Genomic DNA, 21,085 nt, shown 5'->3' on the forward strand with positions numbered 1-21,085 from the left:
TAAAAACAAAACACCTCACCAGCTTAAAACCAGTGAGGTGCTAAAAGTATTTATTAAGATGATTCAATAAAGACCTATCATGCTTTTATTTAAAATAACGGAAATCGTGACCAGCTGGCAACTGAATTAAAAATTCGTACATCAGCTTCGATACATTCTCAACATCATCTAAATGCACGGTTTCCACGGTGGTGTGCATGTATTTTAATGGCAACGACACTAAAGCCGAAGCTACTCCTTCGTTTGAATAGGCAAAAGCATCGGTATCGGTGCCGGTACTCCGGGAAGCCGATGCCCGCTGAAAAGGTGTTTCCGATTTTTGGGCTACTTCAATCAACATATCGCGCAGGTTGTTTTGTACGGCTGGCCCGTAAGTTATAACCGGTCCTTTGCCGCAGTAAATATCACCGCTTACTTTCTTTTCGTACATCGGCGATTGCGTGTCGTGGGTAACGTCGGTAATCAAGGCAACGTCTGGTTTTATCCGGTGCGCAATCATTTCGGCCCCGCGTAAGCCAATTTCTTCCTGTACGGCATTTACAATATATAAACCAAAAGGCAATTGCTTTTTGTTTTCCTTCAGCATCCGGGCCACTTCCGCAATCATAAAGCCGCCTACCCGGTTATCCAAGGCTCTACCTACCAGGTATTTTTCGTTCATTACCATTACTTCGTCGTCGAAAGTAATTACGGATCCAACATGTATCCCCAAGTTTTCGACTTCTTCGCGGGTATTGGCACCACAATCCAGGAAAATAGTTTCCATGGCGGGGGCTTTATCCTGTTCTACTTTACGCACGTGAATGGCCGGCCAGCCAAACACGGCTTTCACAACTCCCTTGCGGGTATGAATGTTTACCTTTTTAGAAGGAGCAATTAAGGCATCAGAACCGCCGTTTCGCCGAACGTAAATATATCCCTGATCGGTAATGTAATTTACAAACCAGCTAATCTCATCGGCATGGGCTTCTATAACAACTTTGTATTCGGCCTGCGGATTGATGACTCCAACTACGGTGCCGTAGGTATCCACAAAATATTCATCGATGTAAGGCTTCATGTATTCGAGCCATACCTTTTGGCCTTCGGCCTCAAAGCCTGTAGGGGCTGCTGTATTTAAATATTTTTCTAAGAACTCGAAGCTTTCCTGTCGCATGTGTTAGTCGATAAACATAAGTCCATGGTCCACAGACTATGTTTTTAAATTTTAATTGTTGAACAGTTAAACTTATATTTTGTTAAAAGGTTGAAAATTAGAGTTACAATCTTTTATATACCATTCCAACCTGCAACTATAATGGTATGTTTCCGTGCTTTTTACGTGGAAGTTGGTCTACTTTGTTTTCCAGCATCTTAAATGCTTTAATTAATTTTGTGCGGGTTTCGGCAGGCATAATTACTTCATCAATAAATCCGCGGTGAGCAGCCCGAAAAGGAGTCGCAAACTTTTTTTGGTATTCCTCTATTTTCTCCGCCAGCTTGGCTTCCGGGTCTTCAGCAGCCGCAATTTCCCGTTTAAAGATAATTTCGGCGGCACCTTTGGCGCCCATCACGGCAATTTCGGCAGTAGGCCAAGCATAATTTAAATCCGCTCCTATGTGTTTGGAGTTCATTACATCGTAGGCACCGCCGTAAGCTTTACGGGTAATTACCGTGATCCGCGGTACGGTAGCTTCGCAAAAGGCATATAATAGTTTCGCTCCGTTGCTAATGATACCTCGCCATTCCTGATCGGTGCCGGGTAAAAAACCAGGTACATCTTCTAGCACTAACAAAGGTATGTTAAAACAATCGCAGAACCGGACAAACCGGGCCGCTTTGGTGCTGGCATTGATATCTAAAACCCCCGCGAGCACCGCTGGCTGATTGCCGACAATGCCAATGCTACGACCCGCTAATCGGGCAAAACCCACTACTATGTTTTCCCCAAAGTTTTTGTGCACCTCCAGAAATGAATCTGCATCAATAATGCCCGCAATTATTTCGCGCATATCATAGGGCTGGTTGGTATTTTCCGGAATTAAATTATTCAGTATTTCCCGGCTTTCGTCTTCTGTTGGTTCGTAGGGGAGTGGAGGCGTCGTATCTTCGCAGTTTTGGGGAATATAACTCAATAAAGCTTTTATGTTGTTAATGCATTCTGCTTCGTTGGCGCACGAAAAATGCGTTACCCCACTTTTGGTACTATGCGTGCTGGCGCCGCCCAGTTCTTCGGAGGTTACATTTTCGTGGGTTACGGTTTTTACCACATTTGGACCCGTAACGAACATGTACGACGTGTTTTCGACCATTAAAATAAAATCGGTAATGGCCGGAGAGTACACTGCTCCACCCGCACACGGCCCCATTACCGCCGAAATTTGGGGGATTACCCCAGAAGCTAAAGTGTTTTTATAAAAAATATCAGCGTACCCGCCTAAAGAAACCACTCCTTCCTGGATGCGGGCACCTCCCGAATCATTTAATCCTATAACCGGAGCACCATTTTTCATGGCTAAGTCCATAATCTTTACGATTTTTTCCGCGTGTGTTTCGGAGAGGGAACCACCAAAAACAGTGAAATCCTGCGAGAAAACGTACACTAATCTTCCGTTTACAGTGCCGTATCCGGTTACTACTCCATCACCTAAATAATATTCTTTGTCTAGCCCAAAATCTTTAGAGCGGTGCATGACAAATTTTCCGATTTCTTCAAACGAGCCTGGATCTAATAACAAATCTACCCGTTCCCGAGCCGTCAGTTTTCCTTTTTTATGTTGGGCATCAATGCGATCTGGTCCGCCTCCCAATAAAGCTTCTGCGTTCTTTTGTTCTAATATTTTAATGTTACTTAAACTGGTTGTATCTGCCATTTAGTACGTTGCTAGAATAGGATGATATTGTAAATTTAAAAAAATAGAATTACTAGAAAATATTTTTTAATTTATAAGACAGCTTTAAACAAAAAAGGCTGACAATTATGTCAGCCTTTCAATAGAATTTGAATTTTAATTATTCAGTTGCTTTCGGATCAGTCGTTTTGGGTTCCGATTCCGGTAATTCATCTTTCGTATCCGTAGTGCCTTTACCACTATTTCTTGATTGGAAAGATAAGGTTTCTTTGCCTTCTTCGTGGTCAATTGTAATGGTATCACCATGAGCTAACTCCGCTTTCAGGATTTCTTCCGCAATTGGATCTTCCAGGTATTTCTGGATGGCCCGGTTTAACGGACGTGCTCCGTATTTTGGATCATAACCCTTATCCGCTACAAAATCCTTTGCCTTATCGGTTAACTCAATCTTATAACCTAAAGCATCTACCCGGTTTAACAATTTGCCTAAAGAGATATCAATAATTTTGTGAATATCTTCCCGTACTAACGAGTTAAAAACTATCACATCATCCAAACGGTTCATGAACTCTGGCGAGAAAGTTTTTTTCAGCGCACTGCCGATAGTCGCTTTCATGATCTCGTCCATGTTTTCTTGTTTGGCTTTGGAAGCGAAACCAATACCGGCACCAAAATCTTGCAAATCGCGGGCCCCAATGTTCGAAGTCATAATGATGATGGTATTCCGGAAATCTACTTTACGGCCTAAACCATCGGTTAAAATACCGTCATCCAGCACTTGTAACAGTAAGTTATAAATATCCGGGTGCGCTTTTTCAATTTCGTCTAGTAATACTACCGAATATGGTTTCCGACGGATTTTCTCGGTTAACTGACCACCTTCTTCGTATCCAACGTAGCCCGGAGGCGCTCCTACCAACCGCGATACGCTGAATTTCTCCATGTATTCGCTCATGTCGATCCGCACTAAGGCATCTTCTTTATCAAATAAGTAAGTAGCCAGTACTTTCGCTAATTCGGTTTTACCAACCCCCGTTGGGCCTAAGAATACAAAAGAACCAATTGGTTTCTTCGGATCTTTTAAACCAACGCGGGTACGCTGAATAGCTTTCACTAACTGCGCAATGGCTTTATCCTGACCGATAACTTTACCGCGGAGTTCTTCGCCCATGTTCAGCAGTTTTACGCCTTCTTTCTGCGCAATACGTTTCACCGGAATACCTGTCATCATGGCGATTACTTCAGCCACGTTTTCTTCTTTCACGGTATAACGTTTCTTTTTGGTTTCTTCTTCCCAGCTTTTCTTGGCAGCATCTAACTGGTCGATAAGTTTCTTCTCTTTATCGCGCAGTTGAGCCGCTTCCTCGTATTTCTGAGATTTAACCACCCGGTTTTTCTCGGTTTTAATATTTTCAATCTGCTCTTCGAGCTTCAAAATATCTTCCGGTACCACAATGTTGTTGATGTGTACGCGGGCACCGGCTTCATCCAGAATATCAATCGCTTTGTCTGGTAAGAAACGATCGCTCATGTACCGGTCTGATAACTTCACGCAAGCTTCAATCGCTTTGTCGGTGTACAGTACATGGTGGTGATCCTGGTATTTATCTTTAATGTTATTCAGAATTTCAATGGTTTCTTCCGGCGAAGTTGGGTCTACCATTACAATCTGGAAACGACGAGCCAAAGCGCCATCTTTCTCGATGTACTGGCGGTATTCATCTAAAGTAGTGGCCCCGATGCATTGAATTTCACCGCGAGCTAAAGCTGGTTTAAACATGTTGCTGGCATCTAAGGAGCCAGAAGCACCACCCGCCCCCACAATGGTATGCAACTCATCAATGAACAAAATAACGTCCGGCGATTTTTCCAGTTCGTTCATTACGGCTTTCATTCGCTCTTCAAACTGGCCACGGTATTTGGTACCGGCTACCAGAGAGGCTAAGTCCAGAGTAACTACGCGTTTGTTGAACAATACCCGCGATACTTTTTTCTGCACAATGCGCAGCGCTAAACCTTCGGCAATAGCGGTTTTACCTACACCTGGTTCCCCAATTAAGATTGGATTGTTTTTCTTCCGGCGGCTTAATACCTGGGCCACGCGCTCAATTTCTTTTTCGCGGCCAACAATCGGGTCGAGTTTATCTTCCTCGGCCAGTTTGGTTAAGTCGCGGCCAAAGTTGTCGAGAACCGGAGTCCGGGATTTTTCGCCGGGTTTTTTAGCAGTGCTGCCTTTGCTGGAACTGCTGCCAAACAGTTTATCGTTATCGTCGTTGTCGTCGGTATCGGAAGACGCCATGGGATTATTGTTCTGATAATCCAGAGAATCTCTTATGGTTTCGTAATTCACGTTAAATTTGGCTAAAGTTTGCGAAGATATGTTATCTTCATCCCGCAGGATGGAGAGCAATAAATGTTCGGTGCCAATAATATCGCTTTTAAATATTTTGGCCTCCAGGTAAGTAATCTTTAAAACTTTTTCGGTTTGTTTCGTGAGCGGAATACTGCCGGTAATGCTGGTGCCGGGGCTCGCCGTGTTACGGGTGGCCTGCTCTAAAGCATACTTCAACTCGTCAATCGAAATACCCAGTTTTTTCAGCAAGGTGATGGCAGTACCTTCGCCTTCGCGAATCATACCTAAAAGCAAGTGTTCCGTACCTATATAATCATGACCAAGTCGGATAGCTTCTTCACGGCTAAGCGAGATGACCTCTTTTACTCGGTTTGAGAATTTAGCTTCCATGTAAATTATTTAAAAAATAAAAAATGCGTTTGTATTGATTGCGCTGATACAAGATAAGCGTCTTTTATATAAAAACAAGCTTTTGTACGTAATTGTTCAGTGTATTACTTACTGAATTTACAGGAAGTTTTTAGCTGCCGGACCTTGTGAAAACAACAAATCAATTATACTCAGATTGGGGGCAAATTGTTTGCCAAACACTTGTTGATATGGTTTTACGTCCAAAATGGCAGACTCCTGTTTTGGATGAATCTGGTTACGTAAATCAAGCACCCCGTTTGGGTACAAATGGATATACTCCTTTGTGTACGTAATAGGTTTGCGCAACTGCAAACTTTTTATGTAAAACTTTAATAATGTTACATTTAACTCAAATAATGTGGTAACGCGCTGTTCCAGTATTTGTTGTAAGTAATCGCTGTAATAGGTAAAATAAGGCGCACTGCCATAACCGGATTTTAGGGTACGCCAATGGGTATTTAACCATTTTTGGCTATAATCTATCTCTATATCGGTAATTATAGCTTTACGGTTGCCTTTCTTTACCGGAATAGTTAAATCTTTTACCCCCTGTGCCGTTAGCACATAACAGCGGTTACGATAACTTTGTTTTATATAATGCTCGTGTTGTTCGAGCCAAATGCCATCCGCTTTATTTACCTGCTGAAAATAAGCAATGCACGGATGGTATTGGATTTCGGTTAAAAGGAACATGATCAGGAATCTGGGTTCTATCTGCTATATTAGCACCTTTTAGCTGAAACCGAGAGTAAGATACTAATTCTTCTGACGCAAACAAATTTCCCGCATGACGAAATTACCTATCCAAAAGCGATATTACCCGCTGTGGTGGTTATTGCAAGGAATTGCGCAGTTGCCTTTTTCTATACTCTACTTTATCTCGGATGGATTGTTCTTTGTTCTGTATTTCCTGGTTGGTTACCGGAAGAAGGTAGTATTCCAAAATTTGCAAAACGCTTTTCCGGATAAAACGAAAGCAGAACAACGGGCCATTGCGCAACAGTTTTACCGTAACCTCACCGATATTATTCTGGAGACGATTAAACTCGCTGCCATTACCCCGGAAAATTTAAAAGAACGAGTCAAAATTTTAAATCCGGAGGTGATTGAAGCGGCTACAACCCATGGTGAATTGGTTTTAGCATTAGGAGGGCACCAGGGTAATTGGGAATGGGCACCATCGGGCGGTATTTTCTATTTAAATTGCCCGATTGACGTTGTGTACAAACCTTTGAGTAACTCGTTTTTTGAATTTTTATCGGGCGGGCCCGAACGCGCTTAGGTCCCAACATGGTGCGCATGAAAGACACCTTACGCCATTTGATCAATCATAAAAAGCAACCCCGGCTTTTTTGCATGTTATCGGACCAAACGCCACCCAAAAGTGAAATTCAATACTGGACAACCTTTATGAACCAGGATGCCGGTTTTTTTGTCGGCGGCGAGAAGTTAGCGGCGTCATTTAAAATGCGAGTTTTTTTTATTCATGCCCAACGAGTGGGCCGGGGTTACTATAATTTTAAATTTTTACCCATTATTCCTGCGGAACAAGCCCTTAAAACAGCTTTTCCCGTAACGGAGCAATTTACCCGGATGCTCGAAGATTGGATTTGCGAAAACCCCGCGGATTATCTTTGGTCGCACCGCCGCTGGAAACACAAGCGCCCGGAGGGCGAGGCAAGTTAAGAGTTGAAAGGTATAAGTTATGAGTTAAAAGTGAGGAGTGATAAATTGGGATTTGAGAGCTATTGTGGTATTGGACTGTTTCGCAGTTAATCAAAATTTGTGATCCGCTTTTTTAAATTTTTTAAATTCTCAACTCATAACTCATAACATTCAACTCATAACTTATTTAGTTAAACATAGTTTGCTATATCGCCGGCGCCTTGCCGGAGAACTTCAAATTGTTCGTCTTCGCAATTAACTACCGTAGAAGGAATATTATTGCCGTAACCACCATCTATTACTACATCCACCAAATTTCGAAATTTTTCAAAAATTAACTCCGGATCGGTAGCGTATTCAAGGATTTCGTCATCGTCGTGGATAGAGGTGGAAATTATGGGGTTGCCTAGTTCTTTTACAATACAAAGCGGAATTTGATTATCCGGGACCCGGATGCCCACCGTTTTCTTCCGTATTCCGCCTAGCCGGGGCACTTTACTGCTCGCTTCTAACACAAAAGTAAACGGACCCGGTAAAGCCTTTTTCATCACTTTATAAACGGAAGTCGAAATATTTTTAGCATAATCCGAAATGTGGGTTAAATCGGAGCAAATAAAAGAAAGGTTTGCTTTGTCGGGCTTAATGCCTTTAATCAGGCAAAGTCTTTCCAAAGCCCGGGCATTATGTAAATCACAACCCATCCCGTAAATAGTATCTGTAGGATAAATCACGATGCCGCCTTTTCGTAAGATATCTACTACTTGTGTAATTTTATTCATAGGCGGATTAGTCGGATGAATTTTTAAAAGCACTGCGTTTGCCATGTTAAATATTGTTTAAGTATAAATTGCATGGTATTTTACCGGCAAATTAGAAATTGGTTTATTTTTTTATAGAAATATTTATTAACATCTGGTTGTGGGCTAACGCAAATGCTGTGGAATAACTTATATTTACCAGATTAGAGCAGAATATCAATTAAATCCCACCAAAATTCTTAAAAATTATTTTGCTAAATTTTTGTTAAAAAATTTTGGTTCAAAATTTGAATTTGTATTATACCAGTTTACTGAACATGAGTTAAAGTTGGTCCGCGTGAAAGAATTATGCAAACAGAACTACTGAAACAGCTACACGAATTACAAAACAGAATTTTAGAATCAGAAAACCGGAATCAATTATTAATAAAAAAGCAGGCTATTCTGGAAGAAAATTTTAAAAATTTAACCGTTCAGCAAGAATTAAGTCAGATTGATGGTACTAATTCGCATCTACCAGTTAAAGTAAATCCGAGTAGTCTATTTAGTGGAATTGTATTTCGGCAAATATTTCAGGATAATCGGGAGGCCATGTTGATTATGTCAACGGAAGGAATAATTCTGGATGCTAACAAGGCTGCTTGTGCTTTACTACAATACAACTCCGCGGAAATTCTAACGCTGCAATACGCGCAAATAGTAAATAAAGATACCCGTGAACCAGCTTGGTGGAACCAGAATTTAGGGCCTAATACCGCCTGCAAAGAAGTACTAACTCTTATTCGCAGCAATGGAGAACCTATTTTAACCGAAATCAACGCTCAAGCCTACAACGATCAATCTGGAGAAATAAAAGTTTTAGCTACCATCCGGGATATTACGAGCCAACAGATAGCGTTGCTAGGCGCAGAACAAAATTACTGGGAACTATTCAACAAAGTAAATGATGCCATTTTAATATTTGATTTAAATTCTGCTCACATTTTGGATGCTAATCACCAAGCGTGTAAACTCTATGGTTATACTCTAGCGGATTTTAAAACTACAAACTTAAAAGATCTTTTTGAAGATGTTGAACTTGGGCAAAAATACTTGCAGCAATTAAGGCTGGCCGGCAATCTGGAAGAGATAGAAGTTACCCATTGCCGAAAAGATAAATCTACTTTTCCATTATCGTGGCGTGTCTCTTTTATAAATTACCGCAACCAAAAAGCAGTTTTAGCTATTATAAAGGATTTAACGGAGCAAAAAAAGACAGAAAAAATCTTGCTTGATAGCGAAGAACGATTTTTTGCTTTCATGGATAATAGCCCCTTTTTAGCTTGGATGAAAAAGGCGGATAACTGGCAATATACTTATTCAAACGCCACTCATAAACGATTTTTAGGTTTATCCAGAGAACAACTAAATGGTAAAACGGACTTTGATTTATGGCTACCGGATATTGCCACCAAATTACGCCAGAATGACATAGATGTGGTAGAAGCCCAGCAGGCATTGGAATATCAAGAAGAGATAGACTTGCCTGATGGTAGTAAAAGACAATTCTTAGTGCAGAAATTTCCCTTTAAACCTTTGACTGGCGAGTCTTACGTTGCTGGTACCTGCATCGATATTACTGATTTACTACTAGTACAGCAAGCTTTAGTTGAAAGTGAAACCCGGAATCGAGCGGTGTTAAATACGGCTATGGAGAGCATTATCAGCATAAATCGGAAGGGAGAAATTTTAGAGTTTAATCCGGCCGCTGAAAAAACTTTTGGTTATCGGCGCGAGGAGGTGATTGGTAAAAAATTGCATGATGTTATTATTCCCCCACGTGTGCGGCGCGGCCACGATTCAGGCTTCCACCGATTTTTACAAACGGGTGAAAGTAATTTAATGGGGCGCGTATTAGAATTAACTGCCATGCGGGCTAATGGAGAAGAATTTCCAGTAGAAGTTTCTATAACTGCCAGCATAGAATTAAATATTCCCATATTTACTGGAATCATCCGGGATATCAGTGAGCGAAAAGCAGCTGAAGATGCACTTCGCCGAAGTGAGAAACAATTCCGAGTTATTACGGAAAATATGACAGACCTGGTTTGTTTGCACGAGCCGGACGGTAAAATAATTTATATCTCCCCCTCGGTGCAAGATATTTTAGGTTTTAAGCCGGAAGAGTTAATTCATACCTCGCCCTATGCGCTTATCCATCCGGCCGATAAAAGTAGATTAATCACTTATGTGGTAGAAGTTTTATCCGGTAATCCGTCAGTTAAAAATATGGAATACCGGGTGCAGCAGAAAGACGGAAATTATATATGGGTAGATACCGGCGTACGACCCATATTTAACGAAGCAGGAAAAACAGTTGAAGTACAAACCGTATCCCGCAACATTACGACCCGGAAGAAAACCGAACGAAAATTAAAAAAAGCAAAAAAAGCGGCCGAGATTTCTGCCATGGCCAAAGAAAGTTTTTTGGCTAACATGAGTCACGAAATAAGAACGCCTCTGAATGGAATTCTGGGAATGGCTGGTTTATTAACCAAAACCGCGTTAAATGATGCGCAACAAAAATATTTAAATATCATCGATTATTCTGCCCGTAATCTGTTGGTTATTATAAACGACATTCTGGATTTAGCTAAAATTGAATCTGGTAAATTAATTCTGGAACAAATTCCTTTTAATATTCAGGAGTTGTTACAGAGTACCCAGCAAGCACTGGAATATAAAGCCGAGGAAAAAGACATTTTACTGATTGTAAAAAGTTTTAACCTGGCTAACCCGTATGTAGTAGGCGATCCGCACCGTCTCACGCAAGTACTGCTCAATTTAGTGAGTAATGCCGTTAAGTTTACCAGTCAAGGGGTTGTGGTTATTCGCACCGACATTTTAGAAGAAACTGCCACTCATTTTAAATTTTTAATTACTGTAAAAGACACGGGCATTGGTATTCCCAAGGAAAAACAAGAATTAATATTTGATAATTTTACGCAGGCTGATCCGCATACTTCCCGGAATTACGGTGGCACTGGTTTAGGTCTTACCATTTGTAAAAACCTGATTGAAATGCAAGGCGGCCGCATTTGGGTAGAAAGCGTACCAGGCCAAGGCAGTGAATTTAAATTTGAACTTGCCTTTCAGAAAGCTGCGCCTGCTCAGATTGAAAAAGTAATTTCAGATATAGAGCACATTGATTATTCCAGCTTGGGGCCGTTGCATATTTTGCTGGCCGAGGATAATGAGGTAAATCAGTTTTTAGCAAAATCGATTATGCAAAACTGGGGTTTTACCATTGATGTCGCGAAAAACGGGAAAGAAGCAGTAACATTAGCGACCAACCGTGATTATGATTTAATTTTAATGGATATCCAGATGCCGGAAGTAAGTGGCACCGAAGCTACCCACCTGATCCGGCAATTACCCAATCCACAAAAAGCCAATACTCCCATTATTGCCTTAACTGCAAATGCCTTAAAAGGCGACGCCGAACGATTTATAGCTGCCGGTATGAACGATTACGTGGCTAAACCATTCGACGAGAGTAAACTTTTTCAAAAAATTGCCGCGAACCTGGCAAATTCCGAGGTTCTTTCAACTAAATCAATTAATTCTTTAAAGGAGATAAATACTGTGACAAATTTTTCTAACGGAACACCGATCAAAGTCTGCGATCTGACCGCTTTACAAGCGATGGCTAATGGTAAAAGCGATTTTTTAATTAAATTTTTCGAATTATTTATTCAACAGGTTCCACCCCAGGTACAGCGCATGCAGGAAGCAGCTGCCCAAAATAACTGGTCTACGGTAACCGGATTGGCACATCAGCTTAAATCAAATTTTGATACGCTAGGGGTAACCACTCTGCAGCAACCTATTCGCAACCTCGAAGATTATTCCCGGCAGCAAAGCAATTTAACGGCTATTCCGGGGTTGTTAGCCACCATTAAAACAATTTCGGATCAGGCCATTTTGGAGCTTCAAACGGAAAAAGCACGTTTGCAAGGTTAAGGATTACTTTGTGATTTTATTTGTGGTACTTCCGAGATGCGTTTATCCGGAAGCACAGTTTAAGTCATACCAAATTATAATTTTAATTGGCAGCTAGTTTTCAGACCACTGGCTGCCATTTTTTTGCTTCTGCCGGGTTGTCATTATTTACCACTGCTTGACTAAAACGTAACAATAGCCGCCTCGCTGTTAATCAAAATTTTAAAATCCTGCCAGATGTATTACTTTTGTTTATTAGCGGCGACTACATGCTGCGGCTGCTAAAGGAATTTAAGTTAAAACATGGAAGTACAGAAAAAAGCCCGGAAAAAATCAAATGCCCTTCGCAATTTTCTGGTTGTGGGAGGGATTTTATTTGTTAGTTTTTCGTATTACGCCTACCAAATAGTTTATACCCCCAACATTGATACGCACGGTAAACATAGTTATATCCGGATCCCGCGGGGAGCAACCTTTGAGCAGGTAATGGATTCTGTGGAACAGGAAAAAGTAGTGATTGATCTATTGTCCTTCCGGTTTATTGCCAAGTTAATGGATTACCCGAAGCTTATTAAACCGGGTCATTATGAACTGGTAAATGGGGCTACCAATTACCAAATGATCGGTCGTTTACGGGCCGGTATTCAATCGCCGGTAAAGCTTACCTTTAATAACATCCGGATAAAAAAAGATTTAACCGCCAAGCTCAGTACAGACATATCAGCTACTCAAACTGAACTGGATTCTTTGCTGCGCAATACCAAGTATGTGCAAAACCTGGGTTTTGATACCACTACTATTATGACCATGTTTATTCCGAACACTTACGAGTTGTATTGGAATACTTCCGGTAGAGAGTTAATAAAACGCATGAAGAAGGAGTACGATGCCTTCTGGACTCCCGCCCGGGTAGCCAAAGCTAAGGCGCAGGGCCTAAGTAAAACGGAGGTATCTACTTTAGCTTCCATTGTGGAAGCAGAACAAGCGGTGCATCCGGATGAACGCCGGCGGATTGCGGGCGTTTACCTGAACCGTTTAAAAACCGGCCTGCCCCTGCAAGCTGACCCCACAGTGGTATTTGCGGTGGGCGACTTCACGATTCGCCGGGTGCTGAATGAACATTTACGCCTTGATTCGCCTTATAATACCTATAAATACAAAGGTTTACCTCCCGGTCCGATTAACTTGCCGTCCATCACTTCCATTGATGCGGTTTTAAACCCGGAGCAGCACGACTATATTTATTTCTGCGCCAAAGAAGATTTTTCCGGCTATCATAATTTTGCGGTTACTCAAGCCGAACATATCCGAAATGCCCGTAAGTACCAGCAAGCTCTGAACGAACGAAATATTTTAAAATAAATTTAGAAATTATGAATTAGAAACTGAGCGTTGCAGTATTTCTAGCCCGGAATTATTTTAATTTCTAAATCAACTAATTTCTGAATTGGAGTATACCATACAATTAAAAGATCATTTCTAATTTTTAATCCATAATTGAAAAATATGTTTCAATCGGAAGTGCAGGTACGAGTGCGTTATTCAGAAACAGATCAGATGGGCTACGTTTATTACGGCAACTTTGCCGCGTATTACGAAGTAGCACGTACCGAAACTTTTCGCAATCTGGGCATTAATTACAAAGAATTAGAGAAAGCGGGAGTTATGATGCCCGTACTGGAACTCCGCTGTAAGTACATCCGACCAGCCCGTTACGACGATTTGCTCACCGTTAAAGTATTAGTACCTAACAAACCCCACGGTACACGTATAAAGTTTGAGTACGAAGTGTTTAACGAAGCAAAAGAGCTCTTAAATATTGGAGAAACAACCCTGGTGTTTGTGGATATGCGTTCTGGAAAACCAACCGCTATTCCGGAAAGCTTGGTATCGCTGCTCGAAGGTTATTATTAACGCATGGGTTTACAACAGAAATACGTAGAAGATCGCAAGCCTTACCGGAAATTTATAATTTTTTTAAAAAGGTTGCGGTTTAACCAAGGGCGACTTTCGGTGTACGATATTCTGGACGTTTTAATTCGGGAGTTGAAACTCGATTCGCTTACCAAAAGGGCTTCTTACATGGCCTTTAACTTTACACTATCTATTTTCCCCACTATTATTTTTCTTTTTACCCTTATTCCTTACATCCCCATTCCGGATTTAAATTCCAGCATTTTAACTTTTCTGCAGGATTTTATGCCCAAGGAAATGTACGCGGCTGCTTCCAGTACCATTGAGGATATTGTAAACATTCCGCGCGGTGGGTTATTATCCGTTAACTTTTTGTTTGCTCTGGTGCTTTCCACCAACGGTCTGATGTCGTTAATGGATGCCTTTGATAAAAAATACAAAACATTCCGGCAACGATCTTACCTGCGTAAGCGCGTAATTGCCACCGGACTTACTTTTATGCTGTCGTTTATTTTAATTATGTCCATCGGTATTATTTTTTTCGGAACTTATTTGCTGGATGTATTGGTGTTTTACGAAATAGTAACGGAAGCTTTTACTTATACTTTAATTGTAGCTTTAAAATACATTGCAATTGTGTTGTTGTTTTTGCTAGGAACCTGTTCTATTTACTACTACGTACCGGCTATTCACGATAAATGGCCTTTTTTCTCGGTGGGTGCCGTGGTAGCTACTTTGCTTATATTTTTGGTTTCCTGGCTGTTTTCGTTGTATATCCGCATTTTTGATACCTACAATCATTTCTACGGGTCAATCGGCGCTTTGGTCGGGATGATGATCTGGCTGGATTTTATTTCGATGATTTTGGTTTTAGGGTTTGAAATAAACATTAGTATTGATTCTATCACAAAACGTTTTTCAAAAATAAATCTGGAGTGAGCCTGTAAAAGCCGGTAAGTGATGTGGGATTGCCACTGTTTTATTGCTTATTCGATAGCGCTATTATTAATTAAATAATTTGGTAGAGTTTTTTAGATTTTAGAACCTAATAGCTGCATTTTTAAAATTCGAACCCGAAATAATACCGAGATTGAAAATAAACTCTTTCAAAATGAATACGTTAATGTTTTTGAGCTAACAAAAATTTAAATTTTTTTTGTGGTTTTCGCGCAAAACCCTACTTTTGTACCACTAAAGAGAGATGGCAGAGTGGTCGATTGCGGCGGTCTTGAAAACCGTTGACTGTTAAAGGTCCGGGGGTTCGAATCCCTCTCTCTCTGCTAGCTAAACAAAAAAGCCTGTAAGTTATTTACTTACAGGCTTTTTTGTTTAGCAGTATCATATCAATTAACTAATCGATTTCTAATTTAAGGGTTAAGGTGTTCAATGGCTTATAATTTAAAATTATTTGCCAGAAGGTTGCTCAAAATGCTTACCTGTTCCGTTATAGAAAAAGATTTTGTTTTCTTTAATTATTCAAGTCTTAAACTTGTTAGCATCTTTGCCAACTAAGCAGGAGGTAAAAATGGCTGCGAAATGTTATATCTACTCATATGAGACAAATCTTTGCTCTATTGCTTTTTTTGATTTAACCTTTGCTTGTTCTTTCGAGAAAAAACCGGAAAACAACCAAAAGGTAATATCTTTGCAACCAGCCTCTAAGCCTGTGGTACGAGCCGCTCCCCAACCGGTAGTAAATTTGACGGAGAAAGTAGTTTTGCAGGATACGTTGGATGTAAAAAAAAGCCTTAAACACGAGTCGGTTAATGGGCCAGCGAGAGGAACCAAGCCATCCGGAGTTAAAAAGAAAATTCCGGAAGCACCTGGTAAGTTGGTAAACAAAGGCGTTATTACCAATACCGCTAATTTAAATAAAAATTTACAGGCAGCTACCTCTGGCGATCTGCTGATGAAAAAAGCAGTAGATAAAGCTATTACTGATGGCTATAAAGCCTTAAAAAAACCGATTGCGGTGATAACCACCAAAAGTTTTATGGTGGATACCGAGGATAAGCACAACTTTAATTCGGTGGCTCCTTATTGGCACCAACAGGATAATGGTACCTGGAAGAGAATTGATGGTAAAGCCAACGGCTTAAGTGGCAAAATTGGCGATACGGTAAAATTGCAAAAAGGAGTCGGGAGTGTGGTACCCACGTTAGCCCTGGCTTATGTAGCGAGCAGCAATCCGGCAGAAAAAGAAAAATTTGCGGCGCGGGCCATTGAATACTGCCAGAAGTTTTTTTTAAATCCGGCCACCCGCATGAATCCCAATCTGGATTACGCCCAGTTAATACCGGGTCAGAACAAAATCCGGGTAGAGAGTGCCGTGGAAGGCGAGAAACTCGTGGAAATCGTGGATGCGCTTTTACTGCTTCAATCCAGTAAACATTATACCCCCGAGTTTGATCGGCAAATACGCAGTTGGTTCGGGGATATGGCCGATTGGATGGTAAACAGCCCCACCGGAAAACAAGCTGATAAAAAAATCAGGGGTAATATTGGCGTTATTTACGAAACCATGCGAGCCGCCTTTGCTATTTTTAGTGGCGATACCTCTTACGCCCGCCGCCGCCTGCCACGCGTAAAAGAGCGTTTGTTCGCAGAAATGGATTCTGACGGGGGCCTGAAACTGGAACTAGGCCGCGCAAAGCCAAATATGTACAGCAACAAAGCCTTAAATGCCTGGTTAACTTTAGCCCGCATTATGGCTATACAAGACGTAGATCTTTGGACTTTAGAAGAAAATGGCAAGAGTTTAGAAAAAGCGGTTTTGTTTATGGTACCTTACATGATGGGGGAGAAAAAACTTAACGATACCGAAGAAGTTCAACCCAGGTATTTTAAAGAAGTAGCCCGCACGGCCCAATACGCCTACCGGAACCATCCGGCAACAGTACAAGCGCTAGAGCAATTTTTAGTTAAATACGACACCGATTTTCGTGAGGGAGATGATCCTGCAATTTTAACCGAAAGTTATTTGCCCTGGATGAAAGGTTTGCCACAACCAGAGTTCAGTAGTTTCCAGGAACAATAGAAAAATTTAAAAATTAGAATTTATCTTGCGATTAGCTGTTCTGATTGTAGCAAAATCTACTGTAGTACATAAATAAGCTGGTTTGCCACTTTAGCTAGTACTCTGTGTTCAAATAAAGAAGGCCGTACTTAAAAGCAATGGGAAAAGCTTGCTCTAAATAAAAGGTAGCAACCACCAGAGTAATCCATTTAAAAACGCAATATAAAAACAGGAAGTCACCAAAAGGTTAAACTTTACCAAGCAATTTTGGTTAGTTTAACTTATTTTATGAGGAAAACAAAAAATGATGAATGAACAAGAAAAAATAACGGCCTCGCAACGGGTGGTGCAACTTACCACTCAGCGGGAACTGACCGAAGCGGAACAAGTGGAGTTAACAAACCTGAGAGAATTATTGGCTGCCCAACCGGATTTAAACAATCCGGAAGAAGATTTTATAAATCCCTTAATCACTAATTCCGGCGAATAAAAAAGTTTATTTTCGTTTAAAAAGCCGGCTTTATTGTCAGTTTTTAAATTTATGGGTGGTTTGTCTCCTTTTATGCCATTACTAAGGAGCTTTAATTAGTTTACTATTATTGCATATAGCTTCTATTAAATTTGGCAATAAAGCTATGCGTAAACGCAGTTAAGTAGAGTTTAGAGTCTTATTATTTATAGTATAAATTTAAAATCCGGTTAACCGTACCAAGCGATTTTGACGGAATTTTTTCATAAAGAGAAAGCTTGCAAATGAATGTAGAAAAGAATTAAACTTTTTGAGCAACCGGAGTAAAAAGCCACTGGTGCGCTAAGTCGATATCTGTAAAAACTGCCACTTTTACTCTGGCGCTAAGGTCAGCATCTTGTTCTACTAAATCCATGATGTTATAGGCGGTAACTACTTCCGGCACCATGGGCCGGATAAGATACGCATAATCGTGTGTTAACTGGGGATTAAAGGAGGTAAAGATGTTTTTAACCAGCCAGAGTTGATCAGCAGCTTCTAAATAATCAGCTTGTTGAATATTGCACAACCATTTGGTTAGTTGCTGTTCGTGGGCATAGTGGTGGGCACGAAGAACTACTTCTCGGAAAACCTGGCTAATTGGGTGGGTTAGCCATTCTAACTCCAGGTAGCTATACTTCAGACTTACCTGAATTACAACTTTTTCATGGCAGAATATCGTTTGTAAGTTCATAAGTATCTAAAATCCACACTACTGCTTACACGAATAAAAAGTTGCTTTTTAGCGCCTCATTTGTGTATTTAGAGGATAGATTGTTTTGCATGTACTATTGGATAGAAGAAACTTTAATCAAAAGAAAGGCGGAAGTTTAATTTTTTAAATTTTTGCAATGGTGCTTTTACTTTCGATAGTGATGGGCGAGCCCTCCGCCAACATTACCGAAGCAGGAGCGATGTTATTTAAAAATTGAAACTCCCGACCATAGTTTAAGGCAAAATCTACGGTTATGGCGTAATCTTTAACCGCGTACTGTTCCCATTTGGGATGCGTTACTTCGTACTGGTTACTTTTGGCGTTATTAACTTTAGCATACCCGTAATAATGCTCCGTAATAAACTCAGCTTCGCTTCCGGCAACAATGGCAATAGCTTCTTTATCGGCGATTACTTTTATTTGCTGCCAGTTCGATTTTTGCTTCCAGCGATAATCTATTTCCCAGGTATTGTTATTGTCGGTCCAGGAATGCAGCATCGGTTTGGTTTCGTATTTTTCGTTGTATAACAGGTTGGCTACCAAAGCTAAGGCTGGTAAAGGCACAATCTCTTTAATAAAGACAACCCCGCGTCGCCACGAATTGTTGGCCTTTCTTTTAACATAAAACCGAAGGTTAACTTCGGCAAAATTTACGTGGTAAGGAATTTTTAGACCCAGCAACCGTACCTTTTGAAACATAAAGCCAATCAGGCTTACGTAGCAAGTATCTTCCCATAAGTCCAGTTCGGTACCAAAAGGTAAATAAGGTTTTAATATATTTGGATTTACTTTGTAATTGGCAATCGCTAGTTTACGCCATTCGGCAGTCAGGAAACTCATAATATTTTTTACCGGGTAAATAATCTGCAGCTAAATACGTAGTTTAGTATTTGCCGGGATTTAGTTGCGCGTTTATATATTCAGCATAGCTTCTCTTAAATCAGGAAATTAGGTGGAATTTAAAAATTAGCCTTAATGGATGGACTAGACTACTGGCCTTAAACAGAGCAGCTTAATACTAAATAGTACATTAAAAGTTGTACTCTGGTTGTTCCTGCAGAAAAGTTTGCAAATAGAACAACTAAAAACTAATCCGTTAGTCATAAAAAAGCCTGATGCGAGAATTTGCATCAGGCTTTTAGGTTATTTTTAAAAATACTAGCGCAATTGCATATCCGCAATAATCTCGTGGATGCGCCGGGTTAACTGGGCATCTACACGGTCGAAGTCGGCTTCGGACGGAAGTTTTTGCTGCACGCTAAAGTAAAATTTAATTTTTGGTTCCGTGCCCGACGGACGAGCCGAGATTTTAGATCCATCGGCGGTAATAAACTGCAGCACGTTGGAGCGTTCCATATCAATGGTGTGCTCCGTGTTGGTTTCCAGGTTTTTAATAACGCCGGTTTTATAATCCCGGATTTCGTGTACCCGCGCACCATTAATTACCTGCGGCGGATTTTCCCGGAGCGTCTGCATCATTTCGGCAATTTCCTGCTGGCCGCGCTGGCCTTTTTTGGTTAAAGAAATTAAGTCTTCTTTAAAAAACTTAAACTCTTCGTACATGCTTATCATGAGTTGGTACAACGTTTTGCCCTGATCTTTAGCAGCAGCGGCCATTTCGGCAATCATAGCGCAGGAAGCAATGGCATCTTTATCGCGTACGAAATCCCCGATTAAGTAACCGTAGCTTTCTTCGCCGCCGCCAATAAACGTTTCTTTTCCTTCTAAACCCCGGATTACTTCAGCAATGTATTTAAAGCCGGTAAGAGTCTGGTAAGATTTTACGTGGTATTTTTCGGCCACGCGGTTCATAAGCTCGGTAGTAACAATAGTATTGGCAATAAATTCTTTGCCAGTTAACTTACCCGCGTCGTTCCAGGCTTTTACTAAATAATATATGAGCAAACTACCGGTTTGGTTGCCATTGAGCAGCACAAATTCGCCGTGAATATTTTTTACAGCTATCCCTACGCGATCGGCATCCGGGTCGGTGGCCAATACTAAATCAGCATCTATTTCTTGAGCTTTTTGTAAAGCCAGGCTCATGGCTTCTTTTTCTTCGGGGTTCGGGTAAATTACCGTCGGAAAATTACCATCCGGCGTGGCTTGTTCTTCCACGATGGTAACATTGGTGAAACCGAGTTTTTCCAGAATCCGGGGAACTAAGGTAATGCCGGTGCCGTGCAAGGGGGTGTACACAATTTTTAAATCGTGCTGGCGCTGTATAGCCTCGTGCGAGATAGATAAACCAGCTACCCGTTCCAGGTACGCTTCGTCTACTTCGTTGCCGATTAACTGAATGTTTTCTGGTTTAGATTCAAACCGGATATCTTCGATGGAAGTAATGGCGTTTACTTCGTTAATAATATTTTTATCGTGGGGCGCTACCACTTGGCCGCCATCGTTCCAGTAAGCCTTGTAACCGTTGTATTCTTTGGGGTTGTGCGAGGCCGTTAAAACTACCCCGCTGTGGCAACCTAAATGGCGAATGGCGAAAGAAAGCTCCGGGGTCGGGCGCAGTTCTTCAAAGAAAAATACTTTAATATCATTGGCGCTGAAAACATCAGCCACAATGCGGGCAAACTCCGGGCTATTATTTCGGCTGTCGTGGGCAATAGCTACTTTTACTTGCTCGCCCGGAAAAGATTTTTTTAAATAATTACTTAAACCTTGCGTGGCGGCGCCTAATGTGTAGCGGTTCATGCGGTTGCTACCTACGCCCATTAATCCCCGGAGGCCACCCGTCCCAAACTCCAGGTCGCGGTAAAATGCATCGGTGAGCGATTCATTCTGCGTGCCGGTCATAAGTTCCCGTATTTGCGCTTTGGTCGCGTCGTCGTAAGGTCCGTTTAACCAGGAGTCGATTTTACTTTGGATAGCTGGGTCAATCATAGTTTTAACATAGAATTAGAAGGTGAATATAAAACAAGTAA

General features: G+C 41.1%; 16 protein-coding genes and 1 tRNA gene. 9 read left to right on the forward strand and 8 right to left on the reverse strand.

Annotation, left to right across the window (positions count from 1 at the left end):
* Window positions 1-85 precede the first annotated feature (85 nt).
* From AHMF7616_RS04750 to AHMF7616_RS04765, 4 genes are all read right to left on the reverse strand, one after another.
* Entirely contained in the window at window positions 86-1,156 is a 1,071-nt protein-coding gene (locus AHMF7616_RS04750; protein ID WP_115371838.1) for a M42 family metallopeptidase, read from the reverse strand.
* A gap of 136 nt (window positions 1,157-1,292) precedes the next feature.
* Window positions 1,293-2,852, reverse strand: a complete 1,560-nt coding sequence (locus tag AHMF7616_RS04755; RefSeq protein WP_115371839.1) for an acyl-CoA carboxylase subunit beta — start codon at window positions 2,850-2,852, stop codon at window positions 1,293-1,295.
* 139 nt (window positions 2,853-2,991) lie between these two features.
* The gene (locus AHMF7616_RS04760) at window positions 2,992-5,574 is read right to left on the reverse strand and encodes an ATP-dependent Clp protease ATP-binding subunit (protein ID WP_115371840.1); all 2,583 of its coding nucleotides are present in this window, start codon (window positions 5,572-5,574) and stop codon (window positions 2,992-2,994) included.
* Between the two features lie 117 nt (window positions 5,575-5,691).
* Entirely contained in the window at window positions 5,692-6,288 is a 597-nt protein-coding gene (locus AHMF7616_RS04765; RefSeq protein ID WP_115371841.1) for a WbqC family protein, read from the reverse strand.
* A 94-nt stretch (window positions 6,289-6,382) separates the two neighbouring features.
* Between AHMF7616_RS04765 and AHMF7616_RS27425 the strand changes: the two genes are divergently transcribed.
* Both AHMF7616_RS27425 and AHMF7616_RS27430 read left to right on the forward strand, forming a co-directional pair.
* Entirely contained in the window at window positions 6,383-6,877 is a 495-nt protein-coding gene (locus AHMF7616_RS27425; protein ID WP_115371842.1) for a lysophospholipid acyltransferase family protein, read from the forward strand.
* Between the two features lie 17 nt (window positions 6,878-6,894).
* A complete protein-coding gene (locus AHMF7616_RS27430; RefSeq protein WP_158546100.1) occupies window positions 6,895-7,281 on the forward strand; it encodes a lysophospholipid acyltransferase family protein in 387 nt (128 codons plus the stop codon).
* A 170-nt stretch (window positions 7,282-7,451) separates the two neighbouring features.
* On the opposite strand, the gene AHMF7616_RS04780 is transcribed toward AHMF7616_RS27430, so the two are convergent.
* The gene (locus AHMF7616_RS04780) at window positions 7,452-8,084 is read right to left on the reverse strand and encodes an L-threonylcarbamoyladenylate synthase (protein ID WP_115371844.1); all 633 of its coding nucleotides are present in this window, start codon (window positions 8,082-8,084) and stop codon (window positions 7,452-7,454) included.
* Window positions 8,085-8,366: 282 nt separating this feature from the next.
* Between AHMF7616_RS04780 and AHMF7616_RS04785 the strand changes: the two genes are divergently transcribed.
* The 7 genes from AHMF7616_RS04785 (at window position 8,367) to AHMF7616_RS04815 (ending at window position 17,419) form a co-directional block, all read left to right on the forward strand.
* Window positions 8,367-12,020: a PAS domain-containing hybrid sensor histidine kinase/response regulator gene (locus AHMF7616_RS04785; RefSeq protein ID WP_115371845.1), complete on the forward strand. Its 3,654-nt coding sequence runs from the start codon at window positions 8,367-8,369 to the stop codon at window positions 12,018-12,020.
* 282 nt (window positions 12,021-12,302) lie between these two features.
* Window positions 12,303-13,361, forward strand: coding sequence for an endolytic transglycosylase MltG (mltG, locus tag AHMF7616_RS04790; RefSeq protein ID WP_115371846.1), 1,059 nt, complete (start codon window positions 12,303-12,305; stop codon window positions 13,359-13,361).
* A 144-nt stretch (window positions 13,362-13,505) separates the two neighbouring features.
* Window positions 13,506-13,913: an acyl-CoA thioesterase gene (locus tag AHMF7616_RS04795; RefSeq protein WP_115371847.1), complete on the forward strand. Its 408-nt coding sequence runs from the start codon at window positions 13,506-13,508 to the stop codon at window positions 13,911-13,913.
* Between the two features lie 3 nt (window positions 13,914-13,916).
* Window positions 13,917-14,852: a YihY/virulence factor BrkB family protein gene (locus AHMF7616_RS04800; RefSeq protein ID WP_115371848.1), complete on the forward strand. Its 936-nt coding sequence runs from the start codon at window positions 13,917-13,919 to the stop codon at window positions 14,850-14,852.
* Window positions 14,853-15,108: 256 nt separating this feature from the next.
* A tRNA-Ser gene (locus AHMF7616_RS04805) sits at window positions 15,109-15,193 on the forward strand.
* Window positions 15,194-15,438: 245 nt separating this feature from the next.
* Complete coding sequence (locus AHMF7616_RS04810; RefSeq protein ID WP_147275605.1) at window positions 15,439-16,950, forward strand: alginate lyase family protein; 1,512 nt, start codon at window positions 15,439-15,441, stop codon at window positions 16,948-16,950.
* A 283-nt stretch (window positions 16,951-17,233) separates the two neighbouring features.
* On the forward strand, window positions 17,234-17,419 hold the full coding sequence (locus AHMF7616_RS04815) for a hypothetical protein (protein WP_147275606.1): 186 nt from the start codon (window positions 17,234-17,236) through the stop codon (window positions 17,417-17,419).
* Between the two features lie 280 nt (window positions 17,420-17,699).
* Here AHMF7616_RS04815 and AHMF7616_RS04820 read toward each other — a convergent pair whose 3' ends face one another.
* The 3 genes from AHMF7616_RS04820 to AHMF7616_RS04830 form a co-directional block, all read right to left on the reverse strand.
* The gene (locus tag AHMF7616_RS04820) at window positions 17,700-18,131 is read right to left on the reverse strand and encodes a hypothetical protein (protein ID WP_115371851.1); all 432 of its coding nucleotides are present in this window, start codon (window positions 18,129-18,131) and stop codon (window positions 17,700-17,702) included.
* A gap of 144 nt (window positions 18,132-18,275) precedes the next feature.
* A complete protein-coding gene (locus AHMF7616_RS04825; protein ID WP_115371852.1) occupies window positions 18,276-18,992 on the reverse strand; it encodes a YqjF family protein in 717 nt (238 codons plus the stop codon).
* A 318-nt stretch (window positions 18,993-19,310) separates the two neighbouring features.
* Complete coding sequence (locus AHMF7616_RS04830) at window positions 19,311-21,044, reverse strand: phospho-sugar mutase (RefSeq protein WP_115371853.1); 1,734 nt, start codon at window positions 21,042-21,044, stop codon at window positions 19,311-19,313.
* Window positions 21,045-21,085 lie beyond the last annotated feature (41 nt).

Source organism: Adhaeribacter pallidiroseus (assembly GCF_003340495.1).
Classification (GTDB): domain Bacteria; phylum Bacteroidota; class Bacteroidia; order Cytophagales; family Hymenobacteraceae; genus Adhaeribacter; species Adhaeribacter pallidiroseus.

Coding starts and splice junctions, on each gene's coding strand:
- AHMF7616_RS04750 (WP_115371838.1), bottom strand. CDS start 1,156: ATGCGACAGGAAAGCTTCGAGTTCTTAGAAAAATATTTAAATACAGCA.
- AHMF7616_RS04755 (WP_115371839.1), bottom strand. CDS start 2,852: ATGGCAGATACAACCAGTTTAAGTAACATTAAAATATTAGAACAAAAG.
- AHMF7616_RS04760 (WP_115371840.1), bottom strand. CDS start 5,574: ATGGAAGCTAAATTCTCAAACCGAGTAAAAGAGGTCATCTCGCTTAGC.
- AHMF7616_RS04765 (WP_115371841.1), bottom strand. CDS start 6,288: ATGTTCCTTTTAACCGAAATCCAATACCATCCGTGCATTGCTTATTTT.
- AHMF7616_RS27425 (WP_115371842.1), top strand. CDS start 6,383: ATGACGAAATTACCTATCCAAAAGCGATATTACCCGCTGTGGTGGTTA.
- AHMF7616_RS27430 (WP_158546100.1), top strand. CDS start 6,895: ATGAAAGACACCTTACGCCATTTGATCAATCATAAAAAGCAACCCCGG.
- AHMF7616_RS04780 (WP_115371844.1), bottom strand. CDS start 8,084: ATGGCAAACGCAGTGCTTTTAAAAATTCATCCGACTAATCCGCCTATG.
- AHMF7616_RS04785 (WP_115371845.1), top strand. CDS start 8,367: ATGCAAACAGAACTACTGAAACAGCTACACGAATTACAAAACAGAATT.
- mltG (WP_115371846.1), top strand. CDS start 12,303: ATGGAAGTACAGAAAAAAGCCCGGAAAAAATCAAATGCCCTTCGCAAT.
- AHMF7616_RS04795 (WP_115371847.1), top strand. CDS start 13,506: ATGTTTCAATCGGAAGTGCAGGTACGAGTGCGTTATTCAGAAACAGAT.
- AHMF7616_RS04800 (WP_115371848.1), top strand. CDS start 13,917: ATGGGTTTACAACAGAAATACGTAGAAGATCGCAAGCCTTACCGGAAA.
- AHMF7616_RS04810 (WP_147275605.1), top strand. CDS start 15,439: ATGGCTGCGAAATGTTATATCTACTCATATGAGACAAATCTTTGCTCT.
- AHMF7616_RS04815 (WP_147275606.1), top strand. CDS start 17,234: ATGATGAATGAACAAGAAAAAATAACGGCCTCGCAACGGGTGGTGCAA.
- AHMF7616_RS04820 (WP_115371851.1), bottom strand. CDS start 18,131: ATGAACTTACAAACGATATTCTGCCATGAAAAAGTTGTAATTCAGGTA.
- AHMF7616_RS04825 (WP_115371852.1), bottom strand. CDS start 18,992: ATGAGTTTCCTGACTGCCGAATGGCGTAAACTAGCGATTGCCAATTAC.
- AHMF7616_RS04830 (WP_115371853.1), bottom strand. CDS start 21,044: ATGATTGACCCAGCTATCCAAAGTAAAATCGACTCCTGGTTAAACGGA.